The 20744-nt window shown below is 47.5% G+C and carries 16 protein-coding genes; all 16 read right to left on the reverse strand.

The window, feature by feature from the left end; all coding sequences use genetic code 11:
• Positions 1-167: 167 nt before the first annotated feature.
• Positions 168-2078: an ABC transporter ATP-binding protein gene (locus B9Y59_RS09870; RefSeq protein WP_085533196.1), complete on the reverse strand. Its 1911-nt coding sequence runs from the start codon at positions 2076-2078 to the stop codon at positions 168-170.
• Positions 2075-3829, reverse strand: coding sequence for an ABC transporter ATP-binding protein (locus B9Y59_RS09875; protein ID WP_085533198.1), 1755 nt, complete (start codon positions 3827-3829; stop codon positions 2075-2077). Before B9Y59_RS09875 ends, B9Y59_RS09870 begins: the two co-directional genes overlap by 4 nt.
• Before the next feature lie 85 nt (positions 3830-3914).
• Complete coding sequence (locus B9Y59_RS09880) at positions 3915-4361, reverse strand: MarR family winged helix-turn-helix transcriptional regulator (RefSeq protein WP_054324363.1); 447 nt, start codon at positions 4359-4361, stop codon at positions 3915-3917.
• An 841-nt stretch (positions 4362-5202) separates the two neighbouring features.
• Positions 5203-6093 (reverse strand): GrpB family protein, encoded by an 891-nt coding sequence (locus B9Y59_RS16620; RefSeq protein ID WP_085533202.1) that lies wholly within the window; start codon positions 6091-6093, stop codon positions 5203-5205.
• Positions 6094-6321: 228 nt separating this feature from the next.
• Positions 6322-7218 (reverse strand): NAD-dependent epimerase/dehydratase family protein, encoded by an 897-nt coding sequence (locus B9Y59_RS09895; protein ID WP_085533204.1) that lies wholly within the window; start codon positions 7216-7218, stop codon positions 6322-6324.
• 116 nt (positions 7219-7334) lie between these two features.
• A complete protein-coding gene (locus tag B9Y59_RS09900) occupies positions 7335-8519 on the reverse strand; it encodes a cation diffusion facilitator family transporter (RefSeq protein WP_085533206.1) in 1185 nt (394 codons plus the stop codon).
• 23 nt (positions 8520-8542) lie between these two features.
• The gene (locus tag B9Y59_RS09905; protein WP_085533208.1) at positions 8543-9073 is read right to left on the reverse strand and encodes a FumA C-terminus/TtdB family hydratase beta subunit; all 531 of its coding nucleotides are present in this window, start codon (positions 9071-9073) and stop codon (positions 8543-8545) included.
• Between the two features lie 59 nt (positions 9074-9132).
• Positions 9133-10056 (reverse strand): magnesium transporter CorA family protein, encoded by a 924-nt coding sequence (locus tag B9Y59_RS09910; RefSeq protein WP_085533210.1) that lies wholly within the window; start codon positions 10054-10056, stop codon positions 9133-9135.
• 335 nt (positions 10057-10391) lie between these two features.
• On the reverse strand, positions 10392-11519 hold the full coding sequence (gene ftsZ / locus B9Y59_RS09915) for a cell division protein FtsZ (RefSeq protein ID WP_085533212.1): 1128 nt from the start codon (positions 11517-11519) through the stop codon (positions 10392-10394).
• 133 nt (positions 11520-11652) lie between these two features.
• Positions 11653-12693: a cell division protein FtsQ/DivIB gene (locus tag B9Y59_RS09920; RefSeq protein ID WP_085533214.1), complete on the reverse strand. Its 1041-nt coding sequence runs from the start codon at positions 12691-12693 to the stop codon at positions 11653-11655.
• A gap of 45 nt (positions 12694-12738) precedes the next feature.
• A complete protein-coding gene (gene murA, locus B9Y59_RS09925; RefSeq protein ID WP_085533216.1) occupies positions 12739-13998 on the reverse strand; it encodes a UDP-N-acetylglucosamine 1-carboxyvinyltransferase in 1260 nt (419 codons plus the stop codon).
• Positions 13999-14128: 130 nt separating this feature from the next.
• Positions 14129-15244: an undecaprenyldiphospho-muramoylpentapeptide beta-N-acetylglucosaminyltransferase gene (murG, locus tag B9Y59_RS09930; protein WP_085533218.1), complete on the reverse strand. Its 1116-nt coding sequence runs from the start codon at positions 15242-15244 to the stop codon at positions 14129-14131.
• 39 nt (positions 15245-15283) lie between these two features.
• Positions 15284-16516 carry a putative lipid II flippase FtsW gene (ftsW, locus tag B9Y59_RS09935; RefSeq protein ID WP_143255285.1) on the reverse strand — a complete coding sequence of 411 codons (1233 nt, stop codon included), beginning with the start codon at positions 16514-16516 and terminating at the stop codon, positions 15284-15286.
• A 108-nt stretch (positions 16517-16624) separates the two neighbouring features.
• The gene (gene mraY / locus B9Y59_RS09940) at positions 16625-17635 is read right to left on the reverse strand and encodes a phospho-N-acetylmuramoyl-pentapeptide-transferase (RefSeq protein ID WP_085533220.1); all 1011 of its coding nucleotides are present in this window, start codon (positions 17633-17635) and stop codon (positions 16625-16627) included.
• A gap of 213 nt (positions 17636-17848) precedes the next feature.
• Positions 17849-20071 carry a penicillin-binding transpeptidase domain-containing protein gene (locus B9Y59_RS09945; protein WP_054324371.1) on the reverse strand — a complete coding sequence of 741 codons (2223 nt, stop codon included), beginning with the start codon at positions 20069-20071 and terminating at the stop codon, positions 17849-17851.
• Positions 20072-20229: 158 nt separating this feature from the next.
• Entirely contained in the window at positions 20230-20727 is a 498-nt protein-coding gene (locus tag B9Y59_RS09950) for a hypothetical protein (RefSeq protein ID WP_054324372.1), read from the reverse strand.
• Between the last annotated feature and the right edge of the window lie 17 nt (positions 20728-20744).

Consider the following 20744-nt stretch of genomic DNA (forward strand, 5'->3'; position numbering starts at 1 on the left):
CTCCTCTGGTAGCCTATAGACGCCGGACCTTTCTACCGCTTGAACCTCCGGATCTTGTACAATATTTTTGGGGACATCCATTCTTCCTATGAAGCCATCCGAAATAATTAAAGAAAACAAAGACGGCAAAAGCGAGGAATTCAGCCACGCTTTTGCCGTCTATTCTTTTATGCCAGATTGCCCGTATAGAGCTGATAGTAACGCCCCTTCTGGGCAATCAACTCGTCGTGTGTACCGCGTTCAATGATTCGGCCTTGTTCCAGAACCATGATACAATCCGCATTCTTAACTGTGGACAAGCGATGCGCAATCACAAACGTTGTACGGCCATACATCAATCCATCCATACCTTGCTGAACCAATGCTTCTGTACGGGTGTCAATGGAGCTGGTCGCTTCGTCCAAAATCAAGACTGGCGGGTCTGCCACAGCAGCACGAGCAATCGCCAGCAGCTGTCTCTGACCCTGGCTCAAATTCGATCCATCGCCAGTCAACATGGTATGATAACCGTCCGGCAAACGGCGGATAAAGCCGTCTGCATTTGCCAAGCGTGCTGCTGCAATGCATTCCTCATCGGTTGCCTCTAAACGGCCATATCGGATATTCTCCATAACCGTCCCGGTGAAAAGATGCGTATCCTGCAAAACAATGCCCAAACTGCGGCGCAGATCATCCTTCTTGATCTTGTTGATGTTGATTCCGTCATAACGAATCTTTCCGTCTTGAATATCGTAAAACCGGTTGATCAGATTTGTAATGGTTGTCTTTCCGGCTCCTGTACTGCCGACAAAGGCCACTTTCTGTCCCGGCGTAGCATACAGCTTGATATTGTGCAGCACAATTTTATCCGGTGTATAGCCAAAGTCTACATCGTTAAACACCACGTCACCCGTCAAGCGGGTATAAGTCACCGAACCATCGCTGTGCGGATGTTTCCATGCCCAACGGCAAGTGCGCTCTTCGCATTCTACAAGGGAACCGTCGGCCTGTTCCTTGACATTCACCAGGGTAACATAGCCCTCGTCCGTTTCCGGTTCTTCATCCAACAGCGTAAAGACGCGCTCCGCGCCTGCAAGCGCCATGACAACGCTGTTGAGCTGTTGGCTGATCTGCGAGATCGGCTGCGTAAAGCTCTTATTGAGCGTCAGGAAGGATACCAGGGTCCCCAGCGTCAGTCCAACATACCCATTGATTGCCAAGGTCGCCCCGACGACTGCACAGAGCACATAACTCAGATTGCCAATTTGCACATTGGCGGGCATCAGGATATTGGCAAATGTATTTGCCTGCTTGGCGCTTTCCCGCAGGTTTTCATTTAATTCCCGAAATTTTTCCAGGGTTTCATCCTCATGGCAAAAGACCTTGACCACCTTCTGGCCATCCATCATCTCTTCAATGTAGCCATTCACAATACCGAGGTTCTTTTGTTGTTCTGCAAAGTATTTGCCCGATTTCCCAGCGATTTTGCGCGTCACCAGCAGCGAGACACAGATCATCGCCAATGTAAGCAGGGTGAGTGGAATGTCCAAAATCACCATGCTGCAAAAGATGCTCAGTACTGTAACGCCACAGGAACAAATCTGCGGCAAGCTCTGGCTGATAAACTGACGCAGGGTATCTGTATCATTGGTATAGATGCTCATGATGTCGCCATGCACGTGGGTATCAAAATAACGGATGGGCAGCCGCTCCATGCGGGAAAACAATTCCACACGCAGATTTCGCAGCGTTCCCTGCGAGACATTGACCATCACGCGGGTGAATAAGAAGGAACAGAGAATACCAAATGCATAGACCCCTACGATCTGCAACAGAGCAGCCGCAAGCGGGCCAAAATCCGGGTCCGGTGAACCAATCATCGGTGTGATATAGTCGTCGATCAGCGTCTGAAGAAACAATGTCCCGCGTACCTGGGCTAATGCAGCACCGATGATACACACCAAAACCAGAATACAATGCGGTAAATAATTTTTAAAAATAAAGGCCAATAGACGTTTCAAAACCCCTTTGGCATTTTTGGGGCCTTTCCCTTTGACACCGGGCACATTTCGTCTTCCTACTTGTCTGGTTTCACTCATGCCAACTCGCCTCCCTTCTGATCGAAGTCGCCGCCACCTTTTGTCTGATTCTCATAGACCTCCTGATAGATCTTATTGGTCTTCAGCAGATTTTCATGGGTGTCCAGTCCATCGATTCGCCCGTCGTCCAGCACCAAAATGCGATCTGCATCCTGTACACTGGAGATCCTCTGAGCGATAATAAATTTTGTCGTGTTGGGAATCTCCTCGCGGAACGCCCGGCGGATTTTGGCATCCGTGGCGGTATCCACTGCGCTGGTAGAATCATCCAAAATTAAAATCTTCGGCTTCTTTAACAATGCGCGCGCAATGCAAAGGCGCTGTTTCTGTCCACCAGAGACGTTCGTTCCGCCCTGTTCGATATAAGTATGATACCCCTTCGGCATCTGCTGGATAAACTCATCTGCACAAGCCAACTGACAGGCGCGTTTGCATGCCTCTTCCGTTGCATTTTTATCGCCCCAACGCAAGTTCTCCAAAATCGTCCCGCTAAACAACACGTTCTTTTGCAGAACCACCGCTACCTCATTGCGCAATGTTTCCAAGTCATAGTCACGTACATCGCGGCCACCCACACGTACTGTACCCTCGGATACATCGTACAGGCGGCTGATTAAATTGACAAGGCTCGACTTTGCGCTGCCGGTCCCGCCAATCACGCCGATGGTCTCCCCGGGGCGAACATGTAGATCGATGTCTTGTAAGACTGGTTTTCCACTGCCATGCCGGTAAGAAAAACTCACATGGTCAAAATCGACGCTGCCGTCTGCAATTTCGGTGCAAGCCTCTGTTGGGCTCTGGATGTCAGGATTTTCGTTGATAACTTCTGCAATGCGGTGCATACTTGCAACACTCATTGTAATCATAACGAACACCATGGAGAGCATCATCAAACTCATCAAGATATTCATAACGTAGCTGAACAGACTCGTCAGTTCACCAGTGGTCAAGCTGCCGACCGTAATCATCTGCGCACCAAACCAGCTGAGGGACAGAATGCACCCATACATCGCCAGCATCATAGCGGGATTGTTAAAAGCAAGCATACCTTCAGCCTTTACAAACAAGCGATAAAGATTCTGAGCTGCCTTTTGAAACTTTTCGGTCTCAAATTTCTCCCGTACAAAGGATTTGACCACCCGAATGGCGGAAACATTTTCTTGAACGCTCGCGTTTAGATCGTCGTATTTGCGGAACACCTGATCGAATAAGCTCATGGTTCTCCACATAATCAGACCCAAGCAGATCGCCAAAAAGATAATCGCCACAACAAAAACCATACTGATCCGATTATTGATCGAAAACGCCATAAAAAGCGCACAAATCATCATCACCGGCGCACGCACACACATGCGCAAGACCATCTGATAAGCATTCTGCACATTGGTGACATCCGTGGTCAAACGGGTCACCAACCCAGCGGTAGAATATTTGTCGATGTTGGAAAAAGAAAAGCGCTGGATGTTGGCAAACATCGCATCGCGCAAATTACAGGAAAAACCTGTTGCCGCATTGGCTGCAAATTTTCCAGCCAGAATGCCAAAAAGCAGGCACAGTGCGGCTGCAACCAGCATCATGGCCCCCACACGATAAACGGTGGACATCTCTCCTGTGTTAATGCCGTCGTCGATAATCGACGCCATCATGAGAGGAATGGTCAATTCCATGACCGACTCCAGCATCGTAAAAAGTGGGGCTAAAAAGGAATCCCGCTTATACTGCCGGATCTGAGAAGTAAGTGTGTGGATCATAGAAATCCTCCTTCCATTTTGTTTGGCACAAAACTGTACGATATAGAACTATATGGTTCAAAAACAGCTTGATGTTGAAACGAAATTACTCCATAGGTTCTTGAATCCGATCGCGTAGCTTCTTTAACAAAACCAATAATTCCTCGTGCTCCTTTGGGGTGATAGCGGACTCCACCAGCTCCTCCGCTTGCAAAATGGATGACTCTACACGGCAATGAATCTCCTTTCCCAATGGCGTCGGTACAATTTTTTTTAAACGCGCATCATGCGCCACACCTTCCCGACGAATATACCCTTTGTGTTCCATCAGCTTTAAAATGCTGGTGACAGTAGAACGTGTAATATCAAAGCGGGATTCAATATCTTTCTGATAAATGTCATGCCCTTCATTGCGATGCAAATAAGCTAAGATCATACTGTGCATGGGTGTAATATCGTCATGGACATTTTTAGCAATGATATAATTCATCTTCCGCTCGATCAGGTTCCCCAGTGTCCGGATTTGGAACGTCAGAGCTTTTTCCGGATTCATATTGTGCCTCCATCTGTTTTATTTCAAACTGTTTTGTATAGAACATTATACGGCCAATTCTTGAAATGTCAAGTTCTTTTTTCGACAACCGTTAAAACTTACAGAATTTATTTTTTCATCTACATATTTTATACCGAATGGTAAAGTAGAAATCAGTCGGTATGCTTCTAACGGCTTCTCTTAGAGGTGTAATGCCCCGCTTGTCTTGGCATTACCTAAAAACCTTTCTCCCGCTTATCGCCTTATATTGGAAATACTTTTCATATTTGTGACAAGGTCATTTTTCATTTCAACTGTATGAAACACGTTTAAATCGTAGTAAACGGCTGGCATAAATTTCCTTCATTTATTCTATGGGAATGATTTAGAAAGCCTTTTCCCCTCGAATCCTTCTCCATCATCCAATAAAGATTTAAATACAAGTGTCATCCACTCTGCATGATCAACGATTTTTGCGATTGCTTTATCTAAATCATAAATTTTTTTTAGATTCAGTACTTTCTTCCGTTGTTCAACACGCGTCTGGAAAATGTTCATGATCCCTTGTACTTTTGCAAATACAGTCTATATGGAGCATATCTTTAAATATATAAGGAATCTTTTTCCAATCATACGAGACCGCGGGTTCATCTTTATGCCCTTCAATACCAGGAAACCGATAGCAGCGCCTAGGGCTATCGGAACATAAAGCAAACGCAATCATTGCATCACCCCATTTTTATGCCCATAATGGGGACTTTATATATATCGGATTTGCCGACCTATATGGATACTCATCCTATCGGAACTGGAAGCAATTGTTATAAATTCCCCGTCAGCCTCTCTTCCAAACTTTTGTACACTACCAATCTTGGAATAGCTTTCCTAGCTGTATCACCTTTTTTGTTGCATAATCGCACAAAATTTCTATTTTTCCGGCATCTTTATCCAACTGCATAAAAAATTTCTGACACGTCCTGCAAGGCATACCTACTTTTCCGTCCGACATCACTACAACTATTTTCACAATTTGATTTTCTCCATTTGTAATTATATTTGCTATCGCATTTCTTTCTGCACACATTCTCAAAGAGCAAGTGGCATCCATACAAACACCGACGCAGATGTCTCCCTTTTCTGTAAGAAGTGCAACCGAAACAGAGCCAACTTCAAGTAAGTGGGAAAATTTCCTTTCGTACTGTACTTTCCTTGCAGCAATATATAGTTTGTCCCATGTCCCGTCATATTGTGAAAGCGCTTGTTCTTCCATTCTTCGCACAAAATCCTCTTTTCCCTCACAATAACGATCTATATCGTAGGGAAAATTTTGTGCAAGGATTTTTTTTATTTGTGCGTATTCATCCCGTTCTTTTTTATGAGTACGCATATAGTCCCGGAATGCAAGGTGCCTTCCGATGTTGTTCCAATCGTCCGCGTGGAAGATATGGATTTGATGAGTTCGTTCATCTCCACCCTTCCGGAGATAGCGCCTGCCAGCTATTCCAAATTCTCCGAGGTATTCATAACCTATACTAGAAAAGTCCCCTGAAACAATATCCACTTGTTCAAGGCTTCTCACTACTGCCATAATGTCAATAATCGGTTTAGCCGCCAGTCCCGGAACAGATGTACTGCCGATGTGATAGATTGTAATACAATTACCTTTTAATATTGCGCTTATCTTTTCTTTTTCTTGCTCATATTTTAACGGCCATTCCGGATTATAATCCAAAACGGTTATATGCTGTGGCATAGGACAGCCCCCTCCCAATTACCTTCTACCTATCCCGATTCTTAGGGCTGTCTCAAATTTGAAAGATCCCGCTAAACGATCCCATTTCTTTGTTCTCTCCTGCATAATCGTTTTGATATTTGTATGTCTTTTCGCTAGCCCATCGGTAACATATTTCGAAAAAATGATTCTCTGTTATTAATCATATATGCAATGGGGATGCCTCCACTCCCTTCCAATTGGGTTGAATCAAAAATTTTTATCAATGAATTCAAAGAATGGTTTTTTATTCACTTTATCTGGATGATTCCTATACCAATCAAACGCTTCCTGTAGTCCTTCATACAATGGTTTCACCTCTTGCATGAGTTCGTACTGCTTTGTAACATCAAGATCATATTCATAGTTATAAAAACTAAAATAGTTTCTCTGTTCAATGTCCTTGTACACATTCACACATTCAAGTTGAGCACCTACAACCTGATAACAAATTTTTACCCAATCATGGACAGATACTGTCGTTTGATTCCCTACGTTAAAAACGTGTCGAGAAGGTTTATTATCTAAGAGAATGTCTATAAATTTGCATAAATCGCCAATATGAAAAAACTGCAATTTCATATCCCCATTTTGGGGCAGATAGAACGTTCTGTTTTTCATGGCACAATCAAAAACAAACGCTTCTCTGTACACATTATTCATGGGACCATATAAATACGGGGGCCTAAGAATGTACGCATTTGGGTTTCTTTTCAATAGAACTGCTTCAGCGTCTATTTTCCTTGTCCCATATTCCCCCCAAAACTTATTAATTGCTAATGGCGCCTCTTCTTTAATGGGTTGAGGAGAATACTCCGGATATACAGCGCTTGAACTAATAAAGATGTAATCTTCATAACCATCCAAAGCATCCAGCAATAATGCAATATCGTTACCAGTGTATGCAGTATCGATCACAACATCAAAATGAGTATTGCGAAGTGCGTTTCCCAGATGATGCCTATCCGCTTGAATAAGCTTTACGCCTTTCGACTGTTCTTTCGTATTTCGATTTAATACGTATACGTCATATCCCTTTGAAACATAATACTCAGCAATATATCTGCTTACAAAGACAGTCCCACCAGTTATAAGAAATCTCTTCATGTTTGTCCCTCCACAAATTGATTTTCATAAGCTGCGTTTATACTAAAATCGGACACTCCAGCGCCGCCGGAATGTCCGATTCAGGATACACAAGTCTGTTTTCGTTGGTAGGAATTTCATTTTTTTGCCAAATGCGGTACATAATCGTGGTCTACCGTCAGCACTGTAAAATAGGTTGGGTCCAATCGGGAAATGCCCTGCGAAATCCGCTGTATCAACTCAGAATCACTCCACTGAAAATCAAATGGTACACAGACATCAAAAATTACATTGGTATGCGTCGTTCCCCAAACAACGCGAAAATCATGCATACTGATTTGCTCGGAAAGTTCTTCGAGCAGATGTATCACTTGTTCTTTCAGCTTTGTCGTACGCGCATCGTCTGTGACCACCGGGTCCAAGTGAATGACCAGATGAATATTCATATCCCGCAAAAAATCTCTTTCAATATTGTCAATGATGTCATGACTGACCAAAATGTCCTGCTCCGCAGGAACTTCACAGTGAACGGAGGCAAAACAACGCCCTGGCCCATAGTTATGCACAGTCAAATCATGGAGGCCCAAAACACCGTCATAACTGAGTATTTTTTCATAGATACTTTGCACCAGCTCTTCTGTTGGAGCACTTCCCAACAGGGGATTGCTGGTTTCCATAATCAGGTGAACACCACCAATGACAATCAAAATAGCGACAACCATCCCCATCCAACCGTCCAGATTGTAACCGGTCAGCTTGGTGACCGCCATACCGGCTAAAATGGCAATTGTACTGAACACATCATTCCGGCTGTCTGCCGCCGTTGCTTCCAGCGTCGTCGATGCAATCCGCCGGCCAATTGTGCGGTAGAACACAAACTGCCACAGCTTGAGTAATACAGAGACCACCAGGACCACCACTGCCAATAAGCTGATCTCACTATCCTCTGGATGAAGAATCTTCTCCAAAGAGGACTGCGCCAACTGAAATCCCAACAATAGAATAACCAACGATACAATCAGCCCACTGATATACTCAATTCTCGCATGGCCATACGGATGTTCTTTATCCGCTGGTTTTGCAGAAAGCTTAAAACCCACTAGGGTTACCACCGAGGACGCTGAATCCGACAGGTTATTGACTGCATCGGCCACAATGGCGACGCTGTGAAATGCGATGCCTGCCAAAATCTTGATACAGAATAACAGCACATTGGTGGCAATTCCTACAATCCCTGCAAATTTGCCATATTGTTCCCGCACTGCATGGTTCTCTACATCTTGATAATTTTTAATGAACAGATGCACTAAGAAATCGGTCATACCATTCTCCTCGCTTTGGCGCTCTAATCCACAAAGAGGCTTCCTCCCACACAATCGATCGTTACAAATAGGGGAAACTGTTCGATCTGAAGCTCCTTGACCGACTCACAACCGAGGTCCTCATAAGCAAGCACTTTGAGATTTCGCACACATTTGGCAGCCAACGCACCAGCACCACCAATGGCGCAAAGATACACAGCCCCATTGCGGCGAATCGCATCCACCACTGCCGGGGCACGATTCCCCTTTCCAATCATACAAATCATGCCCAGATCCAGCAGGCGTGGCGCAAAGACATCCATGCGGGAAGAAGTCGTAGGCCCGCACGAACCAATCGGCAACCCCTCTGGGGCTGGAGTTGGCCCTGCGTAATACACCGTAGCTCCTTTTAAAGGAAACGGAGGCTCTTCCCCGCGGTCCAATTGCTCGCAAATACGCTTATGCGCGGCATCGCGCGCAGTGTAAATGGTGCCGCTCAGCAAAATTTGATCCCCTGCGCGAAGTGTCTTCGCACATTGAAGCAGCTCATTTGTATGAATCTGAATGCGTTCCATAGTTGAATCCTCCATAAAAAAGGGAGCTGCCCAGCAGTTCCCCATTTCAGTCCGTCTGTTTAGAACATATCCTTCTTTCGAAGAATCAGGTAAGCAGCCCCCATGCTCACAATCGCCAAAAGCAACGGGAACCAAAAATACGGCAAAGGCAGACCCGATACATTCATGCCATAAAAACTGGAAATAACCGTCGGGATAGAAATCAACAGTGTGATCGAAGCCAAAACCTTCATCACAATATTCAGGTTATTGCTGATGACCGAAGCAAAGGCATCCATCGTTCCGGAAAGAATGTTGAGGTAGATGCTGGACATCTCAATCGCCTGCCGCACTTCGATCAACACATCCTCTAGCAGATCTTGGTCATCCTCATAGAGCTTAATCACTCTTCCTCTCGAAATCTTTTCGATTGTGATTTCGCTGCCTTTGAGTGAAGAAGAGAAATAAACAAGGGACTTTTCAATATCCAAAAGCTGAATCAGCTCAGAGTTCTTCATCGATTTGCGCAATTCCCGCTCCACATGGCTGCTGAGCTTATCAATCTGCTTCAAATACTGCAAATACTTTGTTGCAATCCGAAGCATCAGATGGAGGATAAAGCGCGTTTTCAGATTCGTCTGTACCCCTTTGACCACTCCGTCGGTAAACTCATCAATTACAGGATTTTCCCGCGTGCAGACCGTAATTACGTTTTTCTCTGTGATAATGATACCGAGCGGCGTCGTGATATAAGTCACATGGCTGCCAGTCGTCTCAATCACCGGCATATCGATAATCACCAATGTACTGTAATCCTCTGTATCAATATGGGAAGATTCCTCCTCGTCCATTGCCGCACGGAAGAAATCTGGCTCAATTTGAAAATCCTCAATCAAACCGCTGATCTCTGCATCCGTCGGAGCAATACAGTTGATCCAACAACCGGGCTCGCATGCCTCCAACTGGGTAATGTGTCCGTCAATCGTCTTGTAGTAGGACAGCATTGCGTTCATCTCCTTTATTATCTTTTCGTATGTCGCCGCATAAAGGGTCCGGTTTCACAATGCCACCTCCCAACGAGCGCCGGAATGCGCAAAAAAATGCGCGCGGGTCCACGCGCGAATATGATAATCATTTATAACAAATTCATTATAGCACAGAAAAAGGAGATTTCAAGGGTGTGAAGCACATTTTGCATATTATTCCCGAAAATTTGCCCTCCAATGCCGTACACAGCCCAATTTGGCCTAAAATCATTCTTTTTTCATCAAACCATGAGAAAAGGCCAACAAAAAGCCCGGAAAAAAATCCGGGCTTTCAAACAATTCAATATGTAAAATTACTTGCGATTGAAAATGGACATAATATCCGTAAAGGTATCATCGTCGTCGATCGGCGCTGGGGCGGGTCTGCGGGATTGGCCCTCTCGGATATCACGCGCCGTATTGGCATAGGCACCTGCCGATGTACTGCTCTTGCGTTCATCCAACATCGCCTCATTGGTTCCGTCATGTGTCGCAAAACCAGTCGCAATGACTGTGACGCTCATCTCATCCTCCATGCTCTCATCGAATGCGGCACCCCAGATGATATTTGCATCCTCGTGCGCCTGAGAGGCGATCATAGAAGAAGCGGTTTCAATTTCGTCCAAGCCAATATCCGGAGAAGAAGTGATGTTTACAATAACGCCCTTGGCGCCATTGATCGCTGTCTCCAACAATGGGCTGGAAATCGCCATATTGGCCGCTGTCTCCGCCTTATCCTTGCCGGAAGCGCGTCCAACGCCCATGTGTGCATAGCCAGCATCCTTCATAATAGCTGTAACATCTGCAAAGTCCAAATTGACAAGGCCGGGAAGCTTGATGAGGTCCGAAATGCTCTGTACACCCTGACGAAGCACATCGTCCGCAATGGAGAACGCATTAACAAGCGTAATCCGCTGCTCGCTCACCAGCTTAAGGCGTTCATTTGGAATGACAACAAGGGAGTCCACATGCTCTCGCAGGGCAGCAATGCCACTTTCTGCCTGTTCCATGCGGCGCCTGCCTTCAAATGCAAAGGGTTTTGTCACAATACCTACGGTCAACACGCCCATGTCACGGGCAACTTCTGCAACAATAGGAGCTGCACCTGTACCGGTACCCCCGCCCATACCTGCGGTGATAAACACCATATCGCTGCCGCGAATTGCCGCTGCAATCGCCTCACGGCTCTCTTCGCCAGCCTTCTGCCCCATCTCAGGCTTGGACCCTGCGCCCTTTCCATGGGTCACCTTTTCACCAATCTGAATTTTTTGAGTCGCCTTGGAACGATAGAGCGCTTGTTTATCGGTGTTGATGGAGATAAATTCCACCCCTTGTACGCCCATCGTAACCATGCGGTCGATCGCGTTTCCGCCACCGCCGCCGACACCAATTACTTTTATCTGTACAATATTGTCAAAATCATTATCAATCTCAAAAGGCATTGCTGCGTCCCCCTTAAACATCCTTTTATTCCATAGCGCCAGACTTTGCCTAGGATATTACTAATTTATCACTTTTGCAAAGTAATTTCAATAACTATTTACATAAGCTTGAAAGTTTCCAAGTATTTCTACCCTATCCAGGCGCCGAAGCACTCTCATTCGAATAGTCCGGTTCGAATGGTACCCTGTTATTTACTGCATCCGATAGGTTTAACGTTCCTTTTTCATTTTCTTTGATTCCACCAGTATCGAGAATTCCTTTTGCGTAATCGAGTTTATAATCTAAATCGGTAGGAAGGCCAAGTTCCATCGTGATACGGCCGTCATACAAAATCGTCAGGTTGTACCGGTCGCTGAGGTCGATCTCTGTGATCTTGTCCAACCCGCTGTCCTCGATGGCCCCACGCAATTCTTGAAAAATCTCCTTCGATTTATGCAGAGTGGATTCTTCTTCACTAACCCCTGTAATCGCTGCCGAAGCGGCTTCCGATGAGCTTGTGGAGGATTCAGCCGAAGCAGAGGCATCGCCTTCTGCTGTGCAAGAGGAAGTATTCTCTTCCACATCATCTGCATAGACAATCGGCTTTCCTACCTCTGCTTTGGCTAGTTCCAGGCCTTTGACCAATGTGATTCCTTCCGGGACGGTATCTGCAAATTCCAGCACCTTTTCACTGCTTCCAAGCAATGCATACCGCCCTTCATAGGCAATCGCTCCACTCGCTGTATCATCTTCCACGTGAATGACAATGGTGGCAGGAAGCTGTCTGGAAACCTTCGCTGATTTAATATAGGGAAGTTCCCTTTCAATGGATGCGCGGGCCTCTTTGGTCTTTGCTAAAAAAAGGTTCTCCCCCCGCACAATTCCACTGATTTGCACGATCTGTTGCGCTGGGTAACGGGATGTTCCCGTCACTTGAATCGTGTCAATTTTAAACAACACGGTTAAGGAAAGTGTAACCGCGGCGACCACGACAAGCAGAAATGTCGCTATGTAAAACAAAATCGCACGCCGGCGCTTTCGACGGCGCCGCAGGGCTGCTCTCTGCTCTGTTCCACGCGGCACTTGCCGCCCATTCGAAAAGCGCGGCGGCGGCTCCGGTGGTTCCCGCCGTGGATTTTGCGGAGGCCTTCGGCCGGGCGGTCCACCTCGCGTGCCATTGGGTGTCCTTGCCATACGGTTTCACTTCCTTCCATCTGGACTTCCTTTCCAGTTCTTTGTTCAATCCGAAAGACGCGTTACCTGTGCACCGAGTGCACACAAACTCTTCTCCAAACATTCATACCCGCGATCGATGTGCCGTACGCCGCTGACGAGTGTCTCCCCTTGGGCAGCCAAGCCAGCCACTACCAAGGCCGCTCCACCCCGCAGGTCTGCCGCCTCGACCGGAGCCCCGGAAAGATGTCCTACCCCTTCTACCACGGCTACACGGCCTTCCACTTTGATATTCGCCCCTAAGCGAAGCAATTCCCCCACGTGCTTATAGCGGCTTTCAAAGATATTTTCTACAAAGATACTCGTACCATTCGCCACTGCTGTCATTGCCATCATCGGGGCCTGCGCGTCCGTCGGAAAGCCCGGATAAGGCATAGTCCGTACATTCTTAATGCGGCTCAGACGGTCCGGGGTATGCATACGGATTTCTTTTCCCCGAATCTCAAAACGGCACCCGCTCTCCTCAAATAGAGGAAGGACCGGCGCCAAGTGGGCTGGGAGTACATGAGTTAGCGTAATGCTGCTTCCCGTCGCCGCTGCTGCTGCAAGGAAGGTGGCCGCTGTGATCCGATCTGGAATCACCTCATGCTCACAGCCATGAAGGTTTTTGACCCCCTCTATGACGATGGTGCTCTCTCCCGCTCCAAGGATATTGGCGCCACATTGATTGAGGAACTCCGCTAAATCACAGATCTCTGGTTCACGCGCTGCATTGGTAATTACAGTTGTTCCCTGCGCACAGCAGGCGGCTAAAAGAACGTTTTCGGTTGCACCAACACTTGGGAAAGAAAAGGCAATATTTACGCCCTTGAGCCCCTCTGGAGCACTGCATTTTAAGCAACCGTGATCTTCCTGAATCTCCACCCCCATCTTCCGCAGTGCGGAAAGATGCAGATCAATCGGGCGGGGGCCCAGTTCGCAGCCTCCAGGAAAAGAAAGCTCCGCCCGACCCATACGGGAGATAATCGCTCCCAAAAAGACAATGGAGGAACGCATTTCCCGCATCAAATACTCCGGTATGTCGCTCTGCTCCACACCGCGTGGATCAATCGCAACATCCGCACCGGATCGCTCTGTATGGCATCCTAAATGCTGTAAAATCTTTTCCGAAGTTTGGACATCGGAGAGAACTGGACAGTTATGTAGCACACAAGTGCTGTCACAGAGCAGCGAGGCAGCCATTAACGGCAGCGTACTGTTTTTCGCACCATGTACGCGAACCTCCCCCTTTAACCGGCTGGGTCCCTGAATCAAAAGTTTTGACATAGCCGCACCCCTTTTCCCCCGGGAAAAATGCCGGTGCCCGGCGTTTTCCACGTATCACAGGTTTTTTTGAACTGCTGTATACTATGCACCGGGAAGGTATGCTGTGCACACAGGGAAAAAGGCGCAATCGCTACTTTACAATCTCCTTTATGATATGATAAATTCGTTCATTTGCATCCAAAATTGCCATCTTCTTGGCGTTTGCTGCAAAGGTGGGAATTGTGTCAGGATTGTTAAACAACTCTTCTACTTTTTGGCACAGCGCTTCTCCACTCAGATCTTTTTCCTCCAGAATGGCTGCTGCACCGCGATTCACAAGAGCCATTGCGTTATGGTACTGATGATTCTCCGCCACATTTGGGGATGGAATCAATATAGACGCGCGCCCTTGTGCCTGCAATTCACTGAGCGTAATCGCACCGGCACGGCAGATCACAAGATCTGCGGCTGCCAGGCAGTCCGGCATATCGTTGATGTACTCGCGGACATCTATATTGGGGTGGCCGGCAACGTCCAGACCTTTTTCTTTGAGGAGATCGGGGAACCATTTCCCCCATTGGCCGTAGGCGTGAATGTGCTGGAACTTGTCCGAACGGGCGCTCCAAACCAAAAGATCGGCAACTGCTTCATTGATCTTTCGGGCGCCCAAACTTCCACCAAAGGACAAGATCAGAGGCCGCTCATCCAAGCCCAATTTCTTGCGCGCAGCGGCGCGCCGGGCACGGATGACCTCCTGTCTCACGGGATTTCCCGTCAGCACACAGCGGGCCTTTGGGTCCAGATGCCGCTGTGCGTCCGCCACCGCCAACATAGTCCGGGTCGCGTGCCGGCTCAGTGCCTTATTGGTCACGCCCGGATATGCATTTTGCTCATGAATGACGGATGGAATGCCCATTTTTATCGCATCTCGGATCACCGGGCCGCTGACATAGCCGCCCGTCCCTACACAGACATCCGGCCGAAATGCTTCTAGGATCTTCCGCGCTTCTTGACTCGAGGTGAACATGCGTACCACCGTTTTGGCATTTTTCTTTAGGTTTTCCCAGCTCAGTTTTCGCTGAAAGCCGGAGATGGTGATGCTTTTAAAAGGATATCCGGCAGCGGGGACCAATCGCTCCTCCATACCACCTTTTGCCCCGATATACAAAATTTCCACATCTGGCTCGCGCTCGCGTAAATATCCTGCAATCGCCAGTGCGGGATTGATATGTCCGGCGGTTCCTCCGCCTGCAAATAAAACTTTCATAAAATACCGTCTCCCTATCGTGGTACAACCGCCTAAAGGCTAGGTTTTTTCAATCGTCGATGTCCGTGAAATCGACAGCACAACTCCCATTTCTGCCAATAGAATCAACAGGGAGGTGCCTCCATAGCTGAAAAAGGGCAAACTGATGCCTGTATTCGGAATGGTATTCGTCACAACGGCAATATTCAAAATCACCTGCAAGCCCACCTGTACGGTCAGACCGATGCCCAACAACATTCCAAATTTATCCTTGGCTTTGAGGGATACGGTTATCCCTCTCCAAACCAGCATCGCAAAAAGAATGACAATCAACAGAGCGCCGATAAACCCGAGCTCCTCACAGACCACGGCAAAAATAAAATCGTTCTGTGGCTCTGGCAAATACAAATACTTTTGCCGGGATTGCCCTAATCCAAGCCCCAGCAAGCCGCCCGAACCGATTGACATCAAGGATTGGCGCGTCTGCCATGTATCCACGGTATTTCCAAAAGGGTCGAGCCATCCGGAAATACGGTCGCTCGCATATCCGAATTTTGCACTAAATAAAACGACATACGCCACAGCTGCCGCCAACATACCGAACGCAATTCCAAACCAGCGCAGCTGAACGCCGCCGATAAAAAGCATAACACCTGCTAAAGCAACTAAAATCAGCGTCGCAGAAACGTGTTTTTCCAAAAGAACCAAAACTGCGATTGAACCCAAAATCAACAGATACGGAAGAACGCCAAACCGGAAGGTATTCATCCGCTTGAAATTAATCGAGATCAGGTGTGCAAAGATCAAAATTAAAGCAAATTTTGCGATCTCTGAAGGCTGAAAATTGACTGGGCCTAGATAAATCCAGCGCCGTACACCGTTGCGCTCCGGCATAAACAGCACCAGAACCAAAAGCATATACGTGACCAGAAGGATGGGAATAGCCAATTTATGCAGGTGGTGATAATCAAAGTAAGAGATCACCACCATAATAAAAATCCCTGCGACGGCAAATCCCGCCTGACGGATGATAAAGTAATAGCTGTTTCCATAATTGTAATAGGCATAAGCATAACTGGAGGAAAACAACATAATCAGGCCGATCACCAGGAGGGTGAGCACCAGAAAGAAAAAAGGCAGGTCCATACCCGCGCGTACAGAAAAAAGACGAAATTTCTTTCGAATCCGTCTTCCAAACGACACCTTTGGAGGCATCTCCTTTGTGTCGGATTTTCGCGCGGTTGGCAAGTGCGTCACGTTTGCTCCGCGTTTACTGTCCGCCCTTGTCGCCATAAAGCCGCCTCCTTTCAAATCCAGACAAATTCCGGAAAACCCCCTAGATTCTGTGGGGCCTTTCCTCATTTAACCACAAACCGGCTGCCAAAAATGTCATTTTAACGCTTACAGCCCAAACCAAACCGACGCTACGCTAAGCACGCCAAACAACAAGGTAATCAGGCTGAAAACTGTACAGATTTTCACTTCGCTCCAACCACACATTTCGAAGTGGTGGTGGATGGGGCTCATTTTAAACAATCGCTTCCCGCCAGTGGCCTTAAAATAGGTGACCTGTAGCACAACGGAGAGGATCTCCACAATATAAATGATACCCACTGGCAGAATTAAAACTGGCAAATTTAGGCCATAGCCCAGTGCGCAAACCATCCCCCCCAAAAATAGGGAACCTGTGTCGCCCATGAAAACTTTGGCCGGGTTGAAATTCCAGATCAGGAAGCCCAAGCAGCCACCCGCCGTTGCCGCCGCAAGAATCCCCATACCGCTGGCGCCTAGAACGCCAGCGATCACCATAAAGATGAGAGACGCGAAGAATGTCACCGACGCATTCAGTCCATCGATTCCATCGGTGAAATTGACAGCGTTCACCATTCCAACAATCCCAAGCAGGGAAATCACCCAATAAAATATCCCCAGGTCCACGCCGCCCAAGAAGGGAATCAAGGTCACCGACGAGCCTCCGGAGAGATACAAAGAAAACAGATACGCCCCTGCGACCAAAAACTGCAAAATCAGCTTTTGCTTTTCATTCAAACCGAGATTGCGCTTTTTTACCACCTTGATATAATCATCAATAAAACCCACGCCGCCAAAGCCCAACGCCATCAGAAATCCGGCTACCAGTTTTGTCTGCATGTTCATATCCTGCGGGTTCTGTCCCGAGGTCCGATAGAATAGCACCAAACTGGCAGCTGCAGCCACAAAAATACCGATGATGAACATGAACCCGCCCATCGTCGGCGTACCGTTTTTCTTTTGATGCCACTTTGGTCCTACTTCCCGGATGGTCTGTCCAAAATTGATTTTGTGCAGAAATGGCACCATCCATTTCCCCAAAAGCCCCGTCACTGCAAATGCAATCACTGCCGCCGCCAATATCCAGATGCCGTCCGCCATATGCAATATCCCCTTTGTCACCGTTTGCCGCGCCCATGCGGTTGATTTTATTATAACCCATTCGAATGGAAAAGCCGCCCATGATTGCCATACAGGCGGCTTTTTACATTCCAAATGGGAATTTTTATATGATCTTTATTATACCATCTTTTCCCCGCTGGTTCATTGGAAAAAAGCACGGATATATAGCCTTTTTCAGACCATTTCTTGGTTCTATTCTACGGAATCCAATTCCACAAAATCGACCGTCACCATCGTACCTGGCGGAACTTGGCTGCCCTCTGGAATACTTTGTAGATTGGAAACTGCATTTTTCCCAGTGAGTGCAGCGCCAGAAATACTGATATTGATTCCCGCATTGGCCGCCGTAGAATTTGCCTGTGCCAGAGTAAGCCCGGTCAGTTTCGGAACGGTCACAGTCTGCGCAGCACTTTCCTCATCGGTAAACAGCACCACCTGGCCGCTCTTCGGAATGCTCTTGCCCGGCTCAGGTACCTGCGAGAGCACCGTATCCCCCTGACCATACACTTTCACGTTGAGCTCTGCGCTCTGAATCAGGTTTTGGGCTTCTTGGACACTTTTCCCAAGGACATCCGGGGCACTGGTATCCAGCTTTGCAAGTTCTTCCTCCGTATATTTGGCTTCTACCCCAAGGTACGGCAGAATCTCACTCATGGTCTTTGCAAATGGTGGGCCTGCAATTGCACTGCCAAACACCTGTCCGCCCTGCGGCAAAGGTTCGTCAAAGAACACCAGCATTGCCACCTGTGGATCGTCAGCCGGAGCATAGCCGCAGTAAGAAGCAATGTACTTTTTTTCCCCTTGCTTTCCCTGCGCAATCCATTCTGCAATTTTTTCCGAGGTACCGGTCTTTCCGGCTACCCGATAACCTGCAATATAGCCATTTTTTGCCGTCCCAGTGGTAGCGGTTTGCTGTAAAATAGCGCTGACACGACGGGATGTCTCATTCGAGATCACCTGACGCTTCACCGTTGTATCCGTGGTGCGAATGATATTGCCCTCGTCGTCGATTACCTGTGCCACCACATGCGGCTGTACCAAATAACCGCCATTTGCGACTGCTGCAGCCGCAGTAATCATCTGAATCGGTGTAATACTGAAGTTCTGACCAAAGGATTCCGTCGCCAATTCTACAGGTCCCATCGTCTCATCGTAATAGATACTTCTGGATTCGCCAGGTAAGTCAATACCTGTCTTCTGGGTAAATCCAAACGCTTCAAAGTACTCAAAGAATGTCTGCGCACCAAGCTTTTCACCCACCTGGATAAACACCGGGTTACAAGAATTACACAGCCCCTGCGCAAATGTTTCGGACCCATGGCCTCCCGACTTCCAGCAGCTGATGCGCCGGTCGGCAACCACATAATAGCCAGGACAGGAGAAAGGGGTATTTTCACTGATAATGCCCTCTTCAAAGCCCATGGATGAGGTCACCATCTTAAAAACAGAACCGGGATAATATGTATCGCTGACACATTTGTTACGCCATTGCTTTTGGCGCGCTTCGTTCAATGCTTTCGTGCGTTCCTCCCCCTGAAGCGCATCAACGGCAGCCTGTTCTTTTGGGTCGGTCAAAGTAAATGGGTCGTTGGGATCAAAGTCTCCTTTCACAGCCATTCCCAAAATGGCGCCGGTTTTGACGTTCATCACAATGCCACAGGCGCGGTTTCGGGTACCGCTGTTGGCTACGCCCTCTTCCAAATACTTTTCCAAGAAATGCTGCACGACCTCGTCGATGGTCAGAACCAAGCTGTTTCCATTCTGTGCGTCCACCATCTGCTCATAATCAAATGGCATATCGGTTCCAACGGCATTCTTAGCTGTCACGAGCCTCCCAGGAACGCCGGTCAACTCTGAATCATACTGCGCTTCGATGCCCGCCAAGCCCTGGTTATCCGACCCAGTGAAGCCCAGGACGGATGAGGCAAACTTTCCATACGGATAGTACCGCTTGTAGTCAGGAATCAAGCGAATCCCATTGGTAATTTCATTCTCTTCCTTAAAAGCAACAATCTGATCTTTCACATCGGTCTCTACCTTATTCTTGACCACATCATAGTAGGTTCTTTTTTTGCTTCGTTCGATCAGATCGGCTTTGTCCAAACCGAGAATTTGGGAGAGTCCGTTGCAGATCAACTCCCGGTTGTCGTCGTCGATATAATTGGGCTCCAACACCACCTTCCAGACGGCGGCGCTCTTCGCTAAAACCTTCATATTGCAGTCATAGATTGTACCGCGCTGCGCGCTGATGGACGTATCCTTCAAATACTGGTCCACGGCGCGGGTCTGCATCTCTTCTCCCTGCACCAGCTGCAAGCGGAAAAGACTTACGACAACCACGGCAAAGCCGGCGATAATCAAAGCCAACAGAAAAGCGGTACGTCTCCACATACGGATCGTTGTTCCTTTTGCCATTTGCAACCTCCATATTACAAAGCGGAGAGTCAAGATGTTCTCTTAACTCTCCCGCTTTTACAATCATTGATTCCGGGATCAGTCCTGACGCATCCATATGGAACAGGAATCCCCTCTTCTGAACGGTCCCTTTTTATCTATATGAGAAATGGTTTGCTTTATGACAGCAACTGTTCGATAAAGTTCCAAATCGATGTGAGCCAATTTTCTGAAGAATCCCCCTCTAACACCTGGCCCTTGTCCCCCTGGGATAAACTGATATATTCCACTTGGCTCTGCTCCAGCTTACGCATTCCGAGCTGTGTCTCCGCGTATTCCTCCACCGTTTCAAGCGACAGCTTGGACTGCGATTTCATCTTCAATTGGGTGTACAGGCTTTCCTGTTCGGCCAGTTCTGTTGTAGAAAGATTGATCTCGTTCGTCAATTCCGAAAGACGAACCTGTCCATAGACAAAGGTCCCAACAATTCCCAACATGACGGTTAAAAAGACACTCATGGAAAGGACCTTTAACGATCTGTGCTTTGGACGGCGGTTTCTTTCCAGTTCTTCCTGCGGAAGCCGTATGATATTATTCGTTTGTTGCTGCGGTTCCGATTTTCTCTTTGGCTCAAAAAGCTCAAAATCATACGCTTCGCCTCTGGTTCGCGTCGCCATTCACAGACCCTTCTTTC

Source organism: Anaeromassilibacillus sp. Marseille-P3371 (assembly GCF_900169665.1).
Lineage (GTDB): Bacteria > Bacillota > Clostridia > Oscillospirales > Acutalibacteraceae > Anaeromassilibacillus.